17 protein-coding genes and 1 rRNA gene are annotated in these 15,148 nt (G+C 28.3%); 6 read left to right on the forward strand and 12 right to left on the reverse strand.

Annotated features, from left to right (window positions below):
* The 12 genes from ACUSRV_RS14800 to dnaA all read right to left on the reverse strand — a co-directional run.
* A 16S ribosomal RNA gene (locus tag ACUSRV_RS14800) occupies positions 1-90 on the reverse strand; the annotation flags it as partial.
* 143 nt (positions 91-233) lie between these two features.
* Complete coding sequence (locus ACUSRV_RS14805) at positions 234-1,004, reverse strand: SigB/SigF/SigG family RNA polymerase sigma factor (protein WP_490142744.1); 771 nt, start codon at positions 1,002-1,004, stop codon at positions 234-236.
* Positions 1,004-1,411, reverse strand: coding sequence for an anti-sigma B factor RsbW (gene rsbW / locus ACUSRV_RS14810; protein WP_490142745.1), 408 nt, complete (start codon positions 1,409-1,411; stop codon positions 1,004-1,006). Before rsbW ends, ACUSRV_RS14805 begins: the two co-directional genes overlap by 1 nt.
* Before the next feature lie 2 nt (positions 1,412-1,413).
* Positions 1,414-1,731 carry an STAS domain-containing protein gene (locus ACUSRV_RS14815; protein WP_490142746.1) on the reverse strand — a complete coding sequence of 106 codons (318 nt, stop codon included), beginning with the start codon at positions 1,729-1,731 and terminating at the stop codon, positions 1,414-1,416.
* 15 nt (positions 1,732-1,746) lie between these two features.
* A complete protein-coding gene (locus tag ACUSRV_RS14820) occupies positions 1,747-2,007 on the reverse strand; it encodes a DUF948 domain-containing protein (RefSeq protein WP_490142747.1) in 261 nt (86 codons plus the stop codon).
* Positions 2,007-2,285, reverse strand: coding sequence for a YtxH domain-containing protein (locus ACUSRV_RS14825; protein WP_490142748.1), 279 nt, complete (start codon positions 2,283-2,285; stop codon positions 2,007-2,009). The genes ACUSRV_RS14820 and ACUSRV_RS14825 overlap by 1 nt, the downstream gene beginning before the upstream one ends.
* 92 nt (positions 2,286-2,377) lie before the next feature.
* A complete protein-coding gene (gene gyrA, locus ACUSRV_RS14830; protein WP_490142749.1) occupies positions 2,378-4,801 on the reverse strand; it encodes a DNA gyrase subunit A in 2,424 nt (807 codons plus the stop codon).
* A 16-nt stretch (positions 4,802-4,817) separates the two neighbouring features.
* Positions 4,818-6,719, reverse strand: a complete 1,902-nt coding sequence (gyrB, locus tag ACUSRV_RS14835) for a DNA topoisomerase (ATP-hydrolyzing) subunit B (RefSeq protein WP_490142750.1) — start codon at positions 6,717-6,719, stop codon at positions 4,818-4,820.
* Positions 6,720-6,755: 36 nt separating this feature from the next.
* Positions 6,756-7,862, reverse strand: coding sequence for a DNA replication/repair protein RecF (recF, locus tag ACUSRV_RS14840; RefSeq protein WP_490142751.1), 1,107 nt, complete (start codon positions 7,860-7,862; stop codon positions 6,756-6,758).
* Positions 7,863-7,875: 13 nt separating this feature from the next.
* Complete coding sequence (locus ACUSRV_RS14845) at positions 7,876-8,082, reverse strand: RNA-binding S4 domain-containing protein (protein ID WP_490142752.1); 207 nt, start codon at positions 8,080-8,082, stop codon at positions 7,876-7,878.
* A 93-nt stretch (positions 8,083-8,175) separates the two neighbouring features.
* A complete protein-coding gene (gene dnaN, locus ACUSRV_RS14850; protein ID WP_490142753.1) occupies positions 8,176-9,279 on the reverse strand; it encodes a DNA polymerase III subunit beta in 1,104 nt (367 codons plus the stop codon).
* 243 nt (positions 9,280-9,522) lie between these two features.
* Positions 9,523-10,842 carry a chromosomal replication initiator protein DnaA gene (gene dnaA / locus ACUSRV_RS14855; RefSeq protein ID WP_490142754.1) on the reverse strand — a complete coding sequence of 440 codons (1,320 nt, stop codon included), beginning with the start codon at positions 10,840-10,842 and terminating at the stop codon, positions 9,523-9,525.
* Positions 10,843-11,397: 555 nt separating this feature from the next.
* On the opposite strand from dnaA, the gene rpmH reads away from it, so the two are divergent.
* From rpmH to mnmE, 6 genes are all read left to right on the forward strand, one after another.
* Entirely contained in the window at positions 11,398-11,532 is a 135-nt protein-coding gene (gene rpmH, locus ACUSRV_RS14860) for a 50S ribosomal protein L34 (RefSeq protein ID WP_490142755.1), read from the forward strand.
* A gap of 72 nt (positions 11,533-11,604) precedes the next feature.
* Positions 11,605-11,955: a ribonuclease P protein component gene (gene rnpA / locus ACUSRV_RS14865; RefSeq protein WP_490142756.1), complete on the forward strand. Its 351-nt coding sequence runs from the start codon at positions 11,605-11,607 to the stop codon at positions 11,953-11,955.
* Positions 11,956-12,021: 66 nt separating this feature from the next.
* The gene (gene yidD, locus ACUSRV_RS14870; protein ID WP_490142849.1) at positions 12,022-12,231 is read left to right on the forward strand and encodes a membrane protein insertion efficiency factor YidD; all 210 of its coding nucleotides are present in this window, start codon (positions 12,022-12,024) and stop codon (positions 12,229-12,231) included.
* A gap of 27 nt (positions 12,232-12,258) precedes the next feature.
* On the forward strand, positions 12,259-12,930 hold the full coding sequence (locus tag ACUSRV_RS14875) for a YidC/Oxa1 family membrane protein insertase (RefSeq protein WP_490142757.1): 672 nt from the start codon (positions 12,259-12,261) through the stop codon (positions 12,928-12,930).
* Positions 12,931-12,936: 6 nt separating this feature from the next.
* Positions 12,937-13,572 (forward strand): RNA-binding cell elongation regulator Jag/EloR, encoded by a 636-nt coding sequence (gene jag / locus ACUSRV_RS14880; protein ID WP_490142758.1) that lies wholly within the window; start codon positions 12,937-12,939, stop codon positions 13,570-13,572.
* Positions 13,573-13,721: 149 nt separating this feature from the next.
* The gene (mnmE, locus tag ACUSRV_RS14885) at positions 13,722-15,101 is read left to right on the forward strand and encodes a tRNA uridine-5-carboxymethylaminomethyl(34) synthesis GTPase MnmE (protein WP_490142759.1); all 1,380 of its coding nucleotides are present in this window, start codon (positions 13,722-13,724) and stop codon (positions 15,099-15,101) included.
* Positions 15,102-15,148 lie beyond the last annotated feature (47 nt).

Genomic DNA, 15,148 nt, shown 5'->3' on the forward strand with positions numbered 1-15,148 from the left:
CCGCCGCTAGGACCGAAGTCCTCGCTCGACTTGCATGTGTTAGGCACGCCGCCAGCGTTCATCCTGAGCCAGGATCAAACTCTCATGATAAACTTGGCATTACTTTATAAATAAATGGTGTTTAATTGACCTACTGTTTAATTTTCAAAGTTCAATTATCTTGTCCCTTTTCCTAAGGACAAGTAATACTATACCATCTAATATAAAGTAAGTCAATACAATTTATTTATTTTTTATAATTTTTCATATTCCTTTTTTAATCTCTCTATTATTTTGCGTTCTGCTCTTGATACAGTCATTTGAGATACACCTAAATCCCTTGCAATAGCTGCTTGAGTTTTATCTTCAATAAATCTATCTTTAAATATTTTAGTTTCTACATCATTTAAATTTTTTATAAACTTATTAATAAAATCCCTATTTTCTAAGTTAGAGAAATTTAAATCTTCTTGTCCTATTGTATCCATAAGAGCTATATCTTTATCTTCTGATTCATTATTATTTGAAATATCTAAAGACATAGGTTGATATCCATAAGATGCTTCCATTGCCTCTAAAACTTCTTCTTCTGTACAATCTAATACTTCTGCAATATCCTTAGGCTTTGGCGTTCTATGATTTTTTTGTTGTAACTCTAATTTTACTTCATTTACCTTCTTTGATAATTCTTGTATTCTTCTAGGAACCTTTAATGTCCATACTTTGTCTCTAAAATACTTTTTTATTTCTCCCATTATTGTAGGAGTAGCAAAACTTGAAAATTCATATCCCTTCTCAGGATTATATCTATCAATAGCATATATAAGAGCTAATGATGCTACTTGATAAATGTCTTCAAATTCTACACCTTTGTTCATATATTTTTTTGAAAGTATATTGGCTAGATACATATGTCTCTCAATTAATATATTCCTTATTTCTATATCTCTATTATTATTATAAATTCCAAAGAGTTGTTTTGTATCTAGACTGTTATAATCTGTAGCATTAGCTACGCGTTTCATTAAATATCATCTCCTAAGTATTTTATCATCTTTATATTTGTTCCTTTGTTTCCTTCAGATTTTATTTCTAATTCATCCATTAAAGTTTTTATTATAAACAGCCCTAGTCCACTTTCTTTAGGATTTTCTAAATCTGGTTCTCCTATGGAATTAATATCACAGCCCTTACCCTTATCTTGTATATTTATTACTATTCCATTATCTAAAACTTCAAATGCTATGTTAAATTTATCATCATAGCTATGTTTTATAGCATTTGTGCAAGCTTCTGATACTGCTACTTTTATATCTTCAATATCGTCTACATTAAAACCAATCTTATTTGCTATTCCAGAAACAGTTAGTCTTATAATTCCTACGTATTCTGGTTTAGCAGGTACTTCCATTTTTAATGATTCATAACTCAAAGTTATCCCTCCACTTTAAATATTTTATCTAATCCTGTTATATTAAATATCTTTCTAACATTTTTCTTTGTATTAGTTATATATATATCCTTATCATTTTCTTTTAATCTTTTTAATACTCCTATAAGAACCCCTAATCCTGTTGAGTCTATGTAATCTAAGTTAGCCATGTCTAGATTTATATCAGCAGATTGTTTTGAGATTAAATTAATTAAATTTTCCTTTACTTCATTAGCTGTAGATACATCTATTTCACCACTTAAATACACATTCCATAAACTATCACTTTCATTTAACTTACTTTTTATACTTATAGACATATTAATACCTCCTTATTACCTTCTAGCTATGATTTTTAATAACTTTCCTATATTCGTTATACTGCTTAGTATATCTATAAACTTGTCTGTATTTTTAGTTATTCCAGCTAAATTCTCTATTGTTTCATGTATATGTCTTTCATTATAATCCACTATTTTATAAGCTTTGTTTACCATGTTAGTTGCACTTTTTATTAATATACATAGGTATATAGATACCCCTAATATTCCTATACCAATAAGTACAACTGCTATTTGCCAACCTATAGCGTTCATTATCTATTCTCTCCCTCTTCATCAAAACTCTTGCTTATAATTAATTCTTTTTCTTGTATCTCTATATCCTCTTCATTGAACTTTTCTATAACATCAGATAATTTCTTTCCTATTATTTTCAATGTATTATTTATGCCTTCAGTAGGATCATCTTTATATTCTTTATATTTATCTTTTATATCTTCCCTTAAAGACGAACCTTTTTTAGGTGAAAATAATAAAGCTAATATAGCTCCAACTATGGAACCAAATATAAAATATCTCTTCTTACCTCCCATAAATTATCCCCTTTCTAAATTTTATTACTTAATTTTACCATACAGCTATATTATATACTAATTAAATAAAAAGAAAAAGAATAGGAATAATCCTATTCTTCTCCCTTTATTTTAGATATTGATACTACGTTAACTTCACCGGCAGTTTTTATAAGCTTAACTCCGCTTGTAACTCTTCCAAATAATGAGATTTCATTAACTCTAAGTCTTATTAAAACTCCATTAGAGTTTATTATCATTATTTCATCTTCATCATTTACTATATCAACACCTGCAAGGCTTCCTGTTTTTTCGTTTATATTATATGTTTTTATTCCTTTTCCAGCTCTAGTTTGAAGTCTGTATTCATCAATAGATGTTCTTTTACCATATCCATTTTCACTAACTACTAATAATTCGGTTCCATCTTTGCATAAATCCATAGATATTACATTATCATCTTCACCTAGATTTATACCCTTAACTCCCATAGCAGATCTTCCCATAAATCTTATATCCTTTTCGCTAAATCTTATAGACATACCATTTCTTGTTGCTAATAGTATCTCTTGGTTTCCGTCTGTAAGTTTTACAGATATAAGTTCATCTTCGTCTCTTAATCCTACAGCTATTAATCCTGATTTGTTTATATTTTTAAACTCAGATATTTTAGTTTTTTTAACTATACCATTTTTAGTAGCCAATAATAAATACACATTTTCATTTTTCTCATCTATAGGTATAAGAGTAGTTATTTTCTCATCACCTGTTAATTGTAGTATATTTACTATAGCTGTTCCTTTTGCTTGTCTCTTTCCTTCTGGTAGTTCGTATGCATTTAATTTATAGACCTTACCCTTATTAGTAAAGAATAAAATACTATTATGGGTTGTTGTAGTTATTAAATGTTGAACGAAGTCTTCTTCTCTTGTAGTTAAAGCTGAAATACCTCTTCCACCTCTTTTTTGACTCTTATAAGTGTCAGCAGGAAGTCTCTTTATATAACCAAAATGAGTTAATGTTACAGCTATTTCTTCAACTTCTATAAGATCACGCATATCTATTTCCCCTTCAGCATGTCTTATTTCAGTTTTTCTTTCATCTTGATAATTTTCCTTTATTATTGTTATCTCTTGTTTTATAACATTTAAAAGAATTCTCTCATCACCTAATATTTCTCTTAATCTATTTATCCTTTTTATTAATTCTTCATATTCTTGATCAATTTTTGATCTCTCTAGACCTGTAAGTCTTTGAAGTCTCATATCAAGTATAGCTTGAGCTTGTACATCTGTTAAATTAAAGTTGTTCATTAAACCATCTTTTGCTTCTTGTCCATTTTTAGAAGCTCTTATAATTCTTATAACCGCATCTATGTTATCTAATGCTATTTTTAATCCTTCTAATATATGAGCTCTTTGCTCTGCTTTATTAAGGTCAAATTTAGTCCTTCTAGTTACAACATCTTTTTGATGTTGAATATAATGATATAACATTTGTTTTAAGTTTAATACCTTAGGCTCTCCATTTACTAGTGCAAGCATTATTATACTAAAAGTATCTTCCATTTGAGAATGTTTATATAACTTGTTAAGTATTATATTTGCATTTACATCCCTTTTTAGTTCTATAACTATCCTCATACCATTTCTATTACTTTCGTCTCTTAAGTCAGATACGCCTTCTATTTTCTTTTCCTTAACAAGGTCAGCTATTTTTTCTACTAATTTAGCTTTATTTACTTGATATGGTATTTCCGTTATTATTATTTGTTGTTTTCCTTTACCCATATCTTCTATAGTTGCTCTAGCTCTTACTTTTACTTTTCCTCTACCTGTTTTGTATGCATCAATTATATTTTCTTTACCCATTATTATTGAAGCAGTAGGAAAGTCTGGGCCCTTTACATACATCATTAAATCTTCTACACTACAATCTTCATTATCCATAAGATGTATTGTAGCATCTATTACTTCTCCTAAATTATGAGGTGGTATAGATGTAGCCATACCAACAGCTATACCACTTGATCCATTTACTAATAAATTAGGAAATCTAGATGGTAAAACCACAGGCTCTTTCAATGATTCATCAAAGTTAGGTATAAAGTCTACAGTTTCTTTTTCTATATCTCTAAGTAATTCAAGTGATAACTTACTCATTTTTGCTTCTGTATAACGCATAGCTGCTGGAGAATCTCCATCTACAGATCCAAAGTTACCATGACCATCAACAAGTGGATATCTAGTAGAAAAATCCTGAGCCATTCTAACCATTGCAAAATAAACTGCAGTATCTCCATGTGGGTGATACTTACCTAAAACATCTCCGACTAGACGAGCAGACTTTCTATATGGCTTATCAGGAGTCATATTTAACTCACTCATAGAATATAATATTCTCCTATGAACAGGTTTAAGTCCATCTCTAACATCGGGAAGAGCACGTCCCACTATAACACTCATCGCGTAATCTATATAGGACTTTCTCATCTCATCTTCTATTTCAACAGGGAGTACCCTATTCTTTTCATCCATTTATAACATCTCCTTCCTATACATCTAAATTTTTAACGTATCTTGCATTTTCTTCTATAAATTCTCTTCTAGGAGCTACCTTATCTCCCATTAACATAGAGAATATTTCATCAGCAGCTGCTGCATCTTGTACAGAAACCTGTAATAATGTTCTTGTCTCTGGATTCATAGTTGTATCCCAAAGTTGCTCTGCGTTCATTTCTCCAAGACCTTTATATCTTTGTAATTCTACACCAGTTCTTCCTATCTCTTCTAACAATTTATTTAATTCTTTATCCGAATAAACATAATGCTCTTGTTTTTGTTTTTTAATTTTGTATAATGGAGGCTGTGCTATATACACATATCCATTTTCTACAAGCGGCTTCATATATCTGAAGAAGAATGTAAGTAGTAAAGTTCTAATGTGGGCTCCATCTACGTCTGCATCTGTCATTATTACTATTTTGTGATATCTAAGTCTTGAAGCATCAAAATCATCACTTACCCCACATCCAAATGCTGTTATCATATTTCTTATTTCATCTGATGATAATATCTTATCTAATCTAGATTTTTCAACATTTAAAATTTTACCTCTTAGAGGTAAAATAGCTTGTGTTACTCTATCTCTACCTTGTTTAGCAGAACCTCCAGCTGAATCTCCTTCGACTAGGTATACTTCACTTTTAGCAGGATCTTTTTCTGAACAATCTGCTAGTTTTCCTGGAAGTGATGTGCTTTCTAATATACTTTTTCTTCTTGTCAACTCTCTTGCTTTTTTTGCAGCTTCTCTAGCCCTTTGAGCTCTTAATGCTTTGTCTGCTATTATTCTACCTGTAGATGGATTTTCTTCTAAAAATCCTCCAAATTCTTCTACAGTTATACCATCAACTATACTTCTTACTTCCATGTTTCCTAATTTTGTTTTAGTTTGACCTTCAAATTGCGGTTCTGGAAGCTTAATAGAAATTATAGCAGTAAGACCTTCTCTTATATCTTCACCTAATAAATTAGGGTCTTTTTCTTTTATATAGTTGTTTTTTCTAGAGTATTCGTTTATAACTTTCGTTAGTGCTGCTTTATATCCGCTTAAATGAGTACCACCTTCGTGTGTACTTATGTTATTAGCAAAAGAATATATGTTCTCTGTATAACCATCAGTATATTGCATTGCTATTTCAACGATATAATCATTTACATTTTTTTCAATATAAACTATATCATCGTGTATAGCACTTTTACTTTTATTTAAGTGTTTTATAAATTCTACTAATCCTCCATTGTACATAAACTCTTTTTTCTTTTCTCTTTCATCCCTTTTATCTTCTAGTATTATCTTTATTCCTTTATTTAGAAATGCTAATTCTCTAAGTCTATGCTCTAATGTTTCATATTTGTAATCCACTTCTTCAAATATTGTAGCATCAGGTTTAAATGATATTATAGTACCTCTATAATTTGACTTTCCTGTTTCTTGTATTGGAGCTAAAGGGATTCCTTTTTCATATTTTTGAACATATGATTTTCCTTCTATATGAACTTCAGCTACTACCCATTCAGATAAAGCATTAACTACAGATATACCTACTCCATGTAGTCCTCCAGAAACTTTATATCCTCCGCCACCAAACTTACCTCCAGCATGTAATACTGTTAATACAGTTTCAAGTGTAGATTTTCCAGTTTGAGGATGGACTTCAACAGGTATACCCCTACCATCATCTTTTATTAATACACTTCCATCATTGTTTAAACTTACATATATTTCTGAACAATAACCTGCTAGAGCCTCATCTATACTATTATCCACAACTTCATAAACTAAGTGATGTAATCCTCTAGGTCCTGTAGAACCTATATACATCCCAGGTCTTTTTCTAACAGGGTCAAGTCCTTCTAATACTTGAATCTGGCTTGCACCGTATTCTTGTTTCATTGTATTTCCTCCTTTTCTGAAGAATATATTTTTAGTTTATTCTATACTTAAGACATTTCCCTTTTCTATATTAAACACAGTTACATTCTTATTGTTAAATATACCCTTATGAGAATGTTCAGCTGTAGTTATAAACATTTGCACTTGTTTTAGATTATCTACCAATAATTTTTGTCTATTTTCATCTAGTTCACTAAATATGTCATCTAATAGTAATATTGGATATTCTCCAACTTCTTTATTTATAAGTTCTATTTCTGATAATTTTAATGATATAGATGCTGTTCTTTGTTGTCCCTGTGATCCATAAAGCCTTACATCTAAGTTATTTATATATATTTCTATATCATCTTTATGAGATCCAATTTTAGTAGTCCTTGTAATTTTATCACTTTTTCTACTTTTTTTTAATTTTTCTAAGAATTTTTCTCTTACTTTTTCTAAATTATCTTCAAAACTTATATTTATTTGATTTTTATAAATTATATTTAAATCTTCAAGTTCACCTGTCAATTTATAATGTATTTCTTTTGAAATACTTTTTATTTTTTCTATAAAGTCTCTTCTGTATATATATATATAACTCCCATAGTTAGCCATACTTTCATCATATACATCTAGTAGATTGTCATCAATAAATGTTTCTTTTAGAAGTTTATTTCTTTGAAATAATACTTTATTGTAGTTTGTTATACAACTGTAATACCTAGGTACTATTTGGCTTATTTCTCTATCTATAAAATTTCTTCTTTCTTTTGGCCCCTCTTTAACTAACTTTAGATCTTCTGGTGAAAATATTACTACGTTTAAGTTACCTAGTAATTGAGATATTTTTTCTATATATATTTTATTTATTTTTATGCCCTTTTTATTATTTTTATTTAGAGAAACTTCTATCAAATTATTCCTGTTTTCCTTTATAAAACTTCCACCAATGTACCCATTATCTTTATCAAACATTATCATCTCTTTATCTTTGTTGGTTCTAAATGACTTTCCAATAGATAATAAAAATATTGCTTCGATAATATTTGTTTTTCCTTGTCCATTTTTACCTATAAATAAATTTATTTTTTCATTAAAATTTAAATATAGTTCTTCATAATTTCTAAAATTTATAATTCTTAAATTATTAAGATGCACAAAAAGCACTCCTTTATAGCACTTTTATTTTTTTACCTTCAGCTTCTAGTATATCTCCCGGTTTTATTTTTTTACCTCTTTGATACTCTATATTTCCATTAATTTTTATATATCCTTCTTGTATAAGATATTTAGCATGTCCGCCTGTAGAAGCTACATCTACTAACTTTAATAGCTGATCAAGTTTTATAAACTCAGTTTCTATTTTTATTTCTTGCATATAACATATCCTCCTATATTAATTCACATAAAATCAATGTAAATATATATTATATCATAAAAACCCAACATAATTGTTGGGCTTTATTTTATATTATGATGATATTCTAACTGGAAGTAATAAATATGTGTACTTAATTTCACCTACTGGCTTTATTATACAAGGATTTACATTAGTAGTAAATTCAAGATATATTTCATCGCTATCTATAATCTTTAGAGCTTCTATGAGATATCTTGAATTAAAAGCTATATCTAAATACTCACCTTCTAATTGTATTTTTACTTCTTCATAAACATTTCCTCTTTCTGAATTAGAGGTTATAGCAATTGACTCATCCCTGATTGATAGCTTTATTAAGTTGTTTTTTTCTGACTGAGCTAATAATGATGCTCTTTCTATACTATTTAGAAAATCTCTAGTTTTTGCCTTAACTCTTAAATTATATTCTCTTGGCAATAACTTTTTATAGTCTATGAATTCTCCTTCTAGGAGTCTTGTTATTATTTTTGTTTCATTAACTATAAATACAGCATTTTTTTCATCTATTCCTATTTTTATGTTGTCTTCTTCATTCGAAATAAGGCTATTTATATCGCTAAGTGTTTTTCCTGGAATAATTACCTTATTATTGCTTATATCGTTTTTAATTTGTCCACCTCTAACTGCTAATCTATAACCATCTATTGCAATTAAATTTATATTATTATTATCTATTTCTAATAATTCACCCATAAGAATCGGTTTTGTTTGATCCTGAGATATAGCGAAAACAGTTTGTTTTATCATATTTTTTAATAAGTCCTGTGGTATTTCATATAACGAATATTCATCTACTTCTGGTAATTGTGGGTATTCAATTGGACTATCCCCTTTTATATTAAATCTTGAATTTTCACAATTAATATATACATTATTATCCTCATCAGTTTCTATTTCAATAAAAGAGTCTGGTAACTTTCTTATTATATCCCCAAATAGTCTAGAATTTACAATAATTGAACCAGGTTCTATTATTTCAGCTTGTGTATAAGTCTGGATACCTAATTCTAAATCATATCCTGTTAGTTTTAAATTACCATCTTCAGTTTTTAAAAGAATCCCTTTTAATATATCTAAGGTAGTTTTATTACTAATAGCTTTTTGGACTATAGATATTTTATGAGATAAGAGTTTTTGATTACAAATAAGCTTCATTGTGGATAACCTCCTTAAACGATTTATAGGAAATAAATATAAAAAAATAATAGTAGTAATAGTAGTAGGTGTTGTTGATTATGTTAATAAGTATGATCGCAATAATGATTCCAAAGTTTATGGCATGTTGATAAAATGTTAATATGTGTGTTATTTTTATATGGCTAAAATGAGTATAAGTTTTTTGAAGGAAAAGTTATAAACAGGATATTAACAGGATATTAACCGCTATATGTTAATAATCTAACCCTTCAAATCAGACATAATTTTACTTATTTTATCTTTTATATCAGACCCAGATTCAATCTCTGAAGATATTTTATCATGGGCATGCATAACAGTTGTATGGTCCCTGCCCCCAAAAGCTTCACCTATTTTAGGAAGAGACAAGTCAGTTAATTCTCTACATATATACATAGCTACTTGTCTTGGATATGATATAGATCTTGTTCTTTTCTTAGAATTAAAATCTTCCATCTTTATTCCAAATACATCCACTACCTTCTCTTTGATCCTATTTACTGTAATTTCCTCTGTTTTAGAACTAGTTATTATATCTTTTAAAGCTTCTGTAGCTAATTCAAGAGTTGCTGTTCTATTTGTAAGAGAAGAATAAGCAACTACCCTTGTTAATGCTCCTTCTAATTCCCTTATATTGGACTTAATATTTTTAGCTATATAACCCATAACCTCATTAGGAACATCTATGGTCTCTATTTGAGCCTTTTTCCTAAGAATTGCTACCCTAGTTTCAAAATCAGGAGCTTGGATATCTGTTATTAAGCCCATTTCAAATCTAGACCTAAGCCTATCTTCTAAGGTTGGTATTTCCTTTGGAGTTCTATCACTAGAAATAATTATCTGTTTATTAGCTTCATGAAGAGTGTTAAATGTATGGAAAAATTCTTCTTGAGTTCTCTCCTTACCAGCTATAAATTGAATATCATCTATTAATAGAACATCTACATTTCTATACTTGTTTCTAAACTCTTCGTTTCTATCATCTTTTATAGAATTTATAAGTTCATTAGTGAATTTTTCTGAAGAAACGTATGCAATTTTTGCATCTTTTTTCTGATCTAAAATATGATGTCCTATAGCATGCATTAAGTGAGTTTTTCCTAAACCTACTCCTCCATATAAGAACAAAGGATTATATGCCTTTGCTGGAGATTCAGCTACAGCAACACATGCAGCATGGGCGAACCTATTGCTATTACCTATAACAAAAGTATCAAATGTATACTTTGGGTTAAGGTTAGGATGGGATTTTTTTTGATTATCACTTGTTCTTTCCATTTCTTCATTTCTTACTTCATCTTCATCAAGCACAAATTTGACCTTATATCTTTTAAAAGAAAGTTGGTTTATAGAGCTTTCAATTAAGTTTAGATATCTATCCTCTAATATACTTTTTGTAAAGTCATTTGGGACTAGAAGAACTAAAAGGTTATCAGTTCTTTTTAAAGGCTTTATTTGTTTAAAAAAAGCATTAAAACTAGGAGGAGAAAGCTCACCTTTTATTAGCTGCAAAGCCTTATCCCATAGAGAAACTATATCCATAATACAAACCTCCGTACAAAAAATAATTAACATTTTCCACAAAATAATTAACAGATTAACTATATATAAATAAAAAAGTATATTGAAATAAATTATAAAATTTATATATGGACAAGTATGTGTATAACCTAAAAAAAATACTAATTTATTTATTTATAAAAATTTTATAAACAGGATGCAAATAACTTAATTAATAATATAAACAAGTAAATAATCTAGGATATAACAAGAGTATTATCAATGATTTCGAAAGTTATTCACAATTGTATCCACAACATGTGCATAACTTTAATTTAGTTGAAAAAGTTATAAACATTATCAACAAGTATTTCTATAATATCAGAATAAACAACAAACTTCAATATTTTGTCGACAATTTATCCACAATACTAACTATATGTTGATATAATTTTACACAGCTAGTAACAGGCTATATTTTGCAAAAATAATTGACAATAAATATAAAAGGTTTTATAATTGTATGTGTTATGCTTACTTCGAGGGTAAAGTGATTATTATAAATGGAATAAAATTTTGAAAGGCGGTGTTTTAAGGATGAAAAGAACTTATCAGCCAAAGAAAAGACAAAGAAGCAAGGAACATGGATTTAGAAAAAGAATGAGTTCTAAAGCTGGAAGAAATATCTTAAAATCGAGAAGATCAAGAGGTAGAAACAGATTAACTCATTAATAATTTAAAAGGGCTGCTTTTTAGCGGCCTTTTTGTGTAATCTGTAATATTTTTACCATGGAGGATATATATATGGATTTTAATAATACTTTAGGATTAAAAAAAGATACTGATTTTAGAAAAGTATATAAACATGGTAAATCCTTTGCTAATAAATACTTAGTAGTATATATATTAAAAAACAACTTAAATACTAATAGAGTAGGATTCTCGGTTTCTAAAAAGGTAGGTAAAAGTATAGTAAGAAGTAGAGTAAGAAGACTTTTAAAAGAATCGTATAGATTAAGTTGTGATGGAAATATAGAATCTGGATATGACTTAATATTCATTGCTAGAATTCCTTGTAATGAATCTGATTATAAAACTATAAATAAATCAATTATAAATGTAATAAAAAAGAGTAAAATTTCTAACTCATTATAGATACATATGTAAGGAGGATATAATTTGAAGAAATTTATAAAAATATTAAGAGGTATAAATAGAATTATATCTAATTTATTTATATTATTAATAAGATTTTATCAGAAATTTATATCACCCTTAAAAGGTCAAACATGTAGATTTTATCCTACATGTTCACAATATTCCTTGGAAGCTTTTAAAAAGTACGGTATTTATAAAGGAATATATTTATCTATAAAAAGGATACTAAAATGCCATCCATTTCATCATGGAGGATATGATCCTCTACAATAATAGGTTACCAAAATAGGAGGTATTAAATTGGACATAGTAAATATTCCATTAGGTCACATTCTTAGAGTTACATATCAAATAATTGGCGACTACGGTTGGTCTATAGTAGCATTTACATTACTTATTAAATTAGTGTTACTACCACTATCTTTAAGCCAATTAAAGTCAATGCAAGGTATGCAAGAAGTGCAACCTAAAGTAAAAGAATTACAAGAAAAGTATAAGAATAATCCAGAAAAACAAAATGCAGAAATAATGAAATTATATAAAGAGTATAAAGTAAATCCTATGGCAGGGTGTTTGCCATTATTAGTACAGTTTCCTATATTAATAGGTCTATATAACGTATTAAGTAAGCCAGTTAAATATCAAGTATTCGCAAGTGAAGCAGCTTTTAAACTTGCTGATGCAGGTTTTTTATGGGTACCAAATTTAACAGAAAGAGATATTATATTAGCAGTACTTTCAGGTTTAACAACTTATATAACTACTGCTATGACTACTACAAAAGAAGCTAGACAACAACCAGCTCAAAAAATGATGTTATACATGATGCCAATTATGATGTTTTGGTGGGGGTTAAGTTTCCCAGCAGGATTAACATTATATTGGACAGTAAGTAACGTATTCCAATTAGCACAACAATATTTTATAACAAATCCTTTAAAGGCTAAAGCTAATAAACCTAGGGAGGAGTAGAAAAGAATGAGAATTCTAGAAATAACAGGAAAAACTATAGATGAAGCTATTAATAAAGCATTAACTCAGTTAAATGTATCAAAAGACGATGTAGAAATAGATATATTAGAAAATCCAAGCAAAGGTTTCTTAGGTATAATTGGAAATAAAGAAGGTAAGATTAGAGTCACAGTAAAGGAAAAAGAATTAGATATAGTAGATATAGCTAAAAATTTCGTGCAAGACATAATAACTAGTATGAAAATAGATGCAACAGTTAATGTAGAAGAAGATAATGAAACTATAAAAATAGACGTACTTGGAGAAGATGCAGGGTGTCTAATAGGAAGAAGAGGAGAGACTCTAGATTCCATACAATTTTTAGCTGGTTTAGCAGTTAATAAGAATAAGAAAAATAGTCACATGAGAGTTTTAGTAGATATTGAAAACTATAGATCGAAAAGAGAAGAGTCTTTAATAAGATATGCTAAAAAAACTGCTAGAGAAGTTGCTAAAACAAGAAAAACAAAGAAATTAGATTATATGAATCCATATGAAAGAAGAATAATACATTCAGCTCTTCAAAATGATTCTTATGTAAACACTTACAGTGAAGGAATAGACCCTTATAGAAGATTAGTTATAGAATATAAAGGTAGATAATATAAAAAATAACCTCCTATATCAAGGAGGTTATTTTTAGTTGATTATTTTGACTTTTATATTTATTATATATAATATTTAGATTAAGGAAATAATTAGAATAAAGGTATATATAAGAATTTAATTAAATAATTAAGAGGTGATATATTATGTTTATAGATGATACTATAGCGGCAATTGCAACTGCCCCTGGAGAAGGTGGCATTGGGATTATAAGATTAAGCGGAGAAAAATCATTAGATATTACAGAAGATATATTTAAATCTATGTCTGGTAAAAAGATTATTGAATATAAGCCAAGAACATTAATATATGGTCATATTTTAGATGATGGAAATATAGTAGATGAGGTTTTAGTAGCTTATATGAAAGCTCCGTATTCTTATACAAAAGAAGAGGTCATAGAAATAAATTGTCATGGTGGCTTTATATCAGTAAAAAAAATACTACAACTTATATTGTCTAAAGGTGCTAGACTTGCAGATCGTGGTGAGTTTACTAAAAGGGCATTTTTAAATGGAAGAATAGATTTATCACAAGCTGAAGCTATAATTGATGTTATAAAAGCAAAAACAGATTTAGCTCACAATGTTGCTCAAAATCAATTAGAAGGGTCTTTATCTAATAAAATAAAAGACTTAAGATATAAAGTTACAGAAATATTAGCGCAGATAGAAGTTTCTATAGATTTTCCAGATGAAGATGTAGAACATATAACATATGAAACACTTTATAAGAAATCACTAGATCTTAAGGAAGAAATAAAAAGATTATACAATAGCGCTGAAAGCGGAAAAATATTAAGAGAAGGGCTTAAGACAGTTATAGTAGGTAAGCCTAATGTAGGAAAATCTTCATTACTAAATGCAATATTAGGTGAATCAAGAGCAATAGTTACAGATATACCGGGCACAACAAGAGATATTATAGAAGAATTTATAAATATAAATGGAATTCCATTAAAAATTATTGACACGGCAGGCATAAGAGAAACAGAGGACATTGTCGAAAAAATAGGTGTAGAAAAATCAAGAGAGTCTTTAAGTAACGCAGATCTTGTTATAATTGTTTTAGATGCATCTAGAAAATTAAGTGAAGAAGATATTAACATATTAGAAGATGCAAAAGATAAAAAAGCTATAGTTCTAATAAATAAAACAGATTTGCAACAGCAATTAGAAGAAAATAAAATAAAAGAATATATAGCTGAAGATAGTATAATAAGAATATCAGCTATAGAAAATAAAGGATTAGAAGATTTACAAAACAAAATAGAAAATATGGTTTATAGTGGAGATATAAACCATAGTTCAGATGTTATAATAACTAATTCAAGACATAAGGATGCATTAAGTAAAGCCATTAATTCAATAGATGATGCAATAAATGCTATAGAAGGTGGAATGCCTTTAGATTTTGTGGAAGTAGATTTTAAAAATATATGGGATTACTTAGGATATATAAATGGAGATACAATATCAGAAGACTTATTAGATACAATATTTAATAATTTCTGTATAGGCAAATAGGTTTTTCGTGAAACTTTATTTTGTGAAACGTAGGAAGGATGATAAAT

It is taken from the genome of Sporacetigenium sp. TC11 (assembly GCF_058146105.1).

Bases quoted from the DNA above. Each gene is read 5' to 3' on its own strand.
- ACUSRV_RS14805 (WP_490142744.1), bottom strand. From the start codon at position 1,004: ATGAAACGCGTAGCTAATGCTACAGATTATAACAGTCTAGATACAAAA.
- ACUSRV_RS14815 (WP_490142746.1), bottom strand. From the start codon at position 1,731: ATGTCTATAAGTATAAAAAGTAAGTTAAATGAAAGTGATAGTTTATGG.
- ACUSRV_RS14820 (WP_490142747.1), bottom strand. From the start codon at position 2,007: ATGAACGCTATAGGTTGGCAAATAGCAGTTGTACTTATTGGTATAGGA.
- ACUSRV_RS14825 (WP_490142748.1), bottom strand. From the start codon at position 2,285: ATGGGAGGTAAGAAGAGATATTTTATATTTGGTTCCATAGTTGGAGCT.
- gyrA (WP_490142749.1), bottom strand. From the start codon at position 4,801: ATGGATGAAAAGAATAGGGTACTCCCTGTTGAAATAGAAGATGAGATG.
- gyrB (WP_490142750.1), bottom strand. From the start codon at position 6,719: ATGAAACAAGAATACGGTGCAAGCCAGATTCAAGTATTAGAAGGACTT.
- ACUSRV_RS14845 (WP_490142752.1), bottom strand. From the start codon at position 8,082: ATGCAAGAAATAAAAATAGAAACTGAGTTTATAAAACTTGATCAGCTA.
- dnaN (WP_490142753.1), bottom strand. From the start codon at position 9,279: ATGAAGCTTATTTGTAATCAAAAACTCTTATCTCATAAAATATCTATA.
- dnaA (WP_490142754.1), bottom strand. From the start codon at position 10,842: ATGGATATAGTTTCTCTATGGGATAAGGCTTTGCAGCTAATAAAAGGT.
- rpmH (WP_490142755.1), top strand. From the start codon at position 11,398: ATGAAAAGAACTTATCAGCCAAAGAAAAGACAAAGAAGCAAGGAACAT.
- rnpA (WP_490142756.1), top strand. From the start codon at position 11,605: ATGGATTTTAATAATACTTTAGGATTAAAAAAAGATACTGATTTTAGA.
- jag (WP_490142758.1), top strand. From the start codon at position 12,937: ATGAGAATTCTAGAAATAACAGGAAAAACTATAGATGAAGCTATTAAT.
- mnmE (WP_490142759.1), top strand. From the start codon at position 13,722: ATGTTTATAGATGATACTATAGCGGCAATTGCAACTGCCCCTGGAGAA.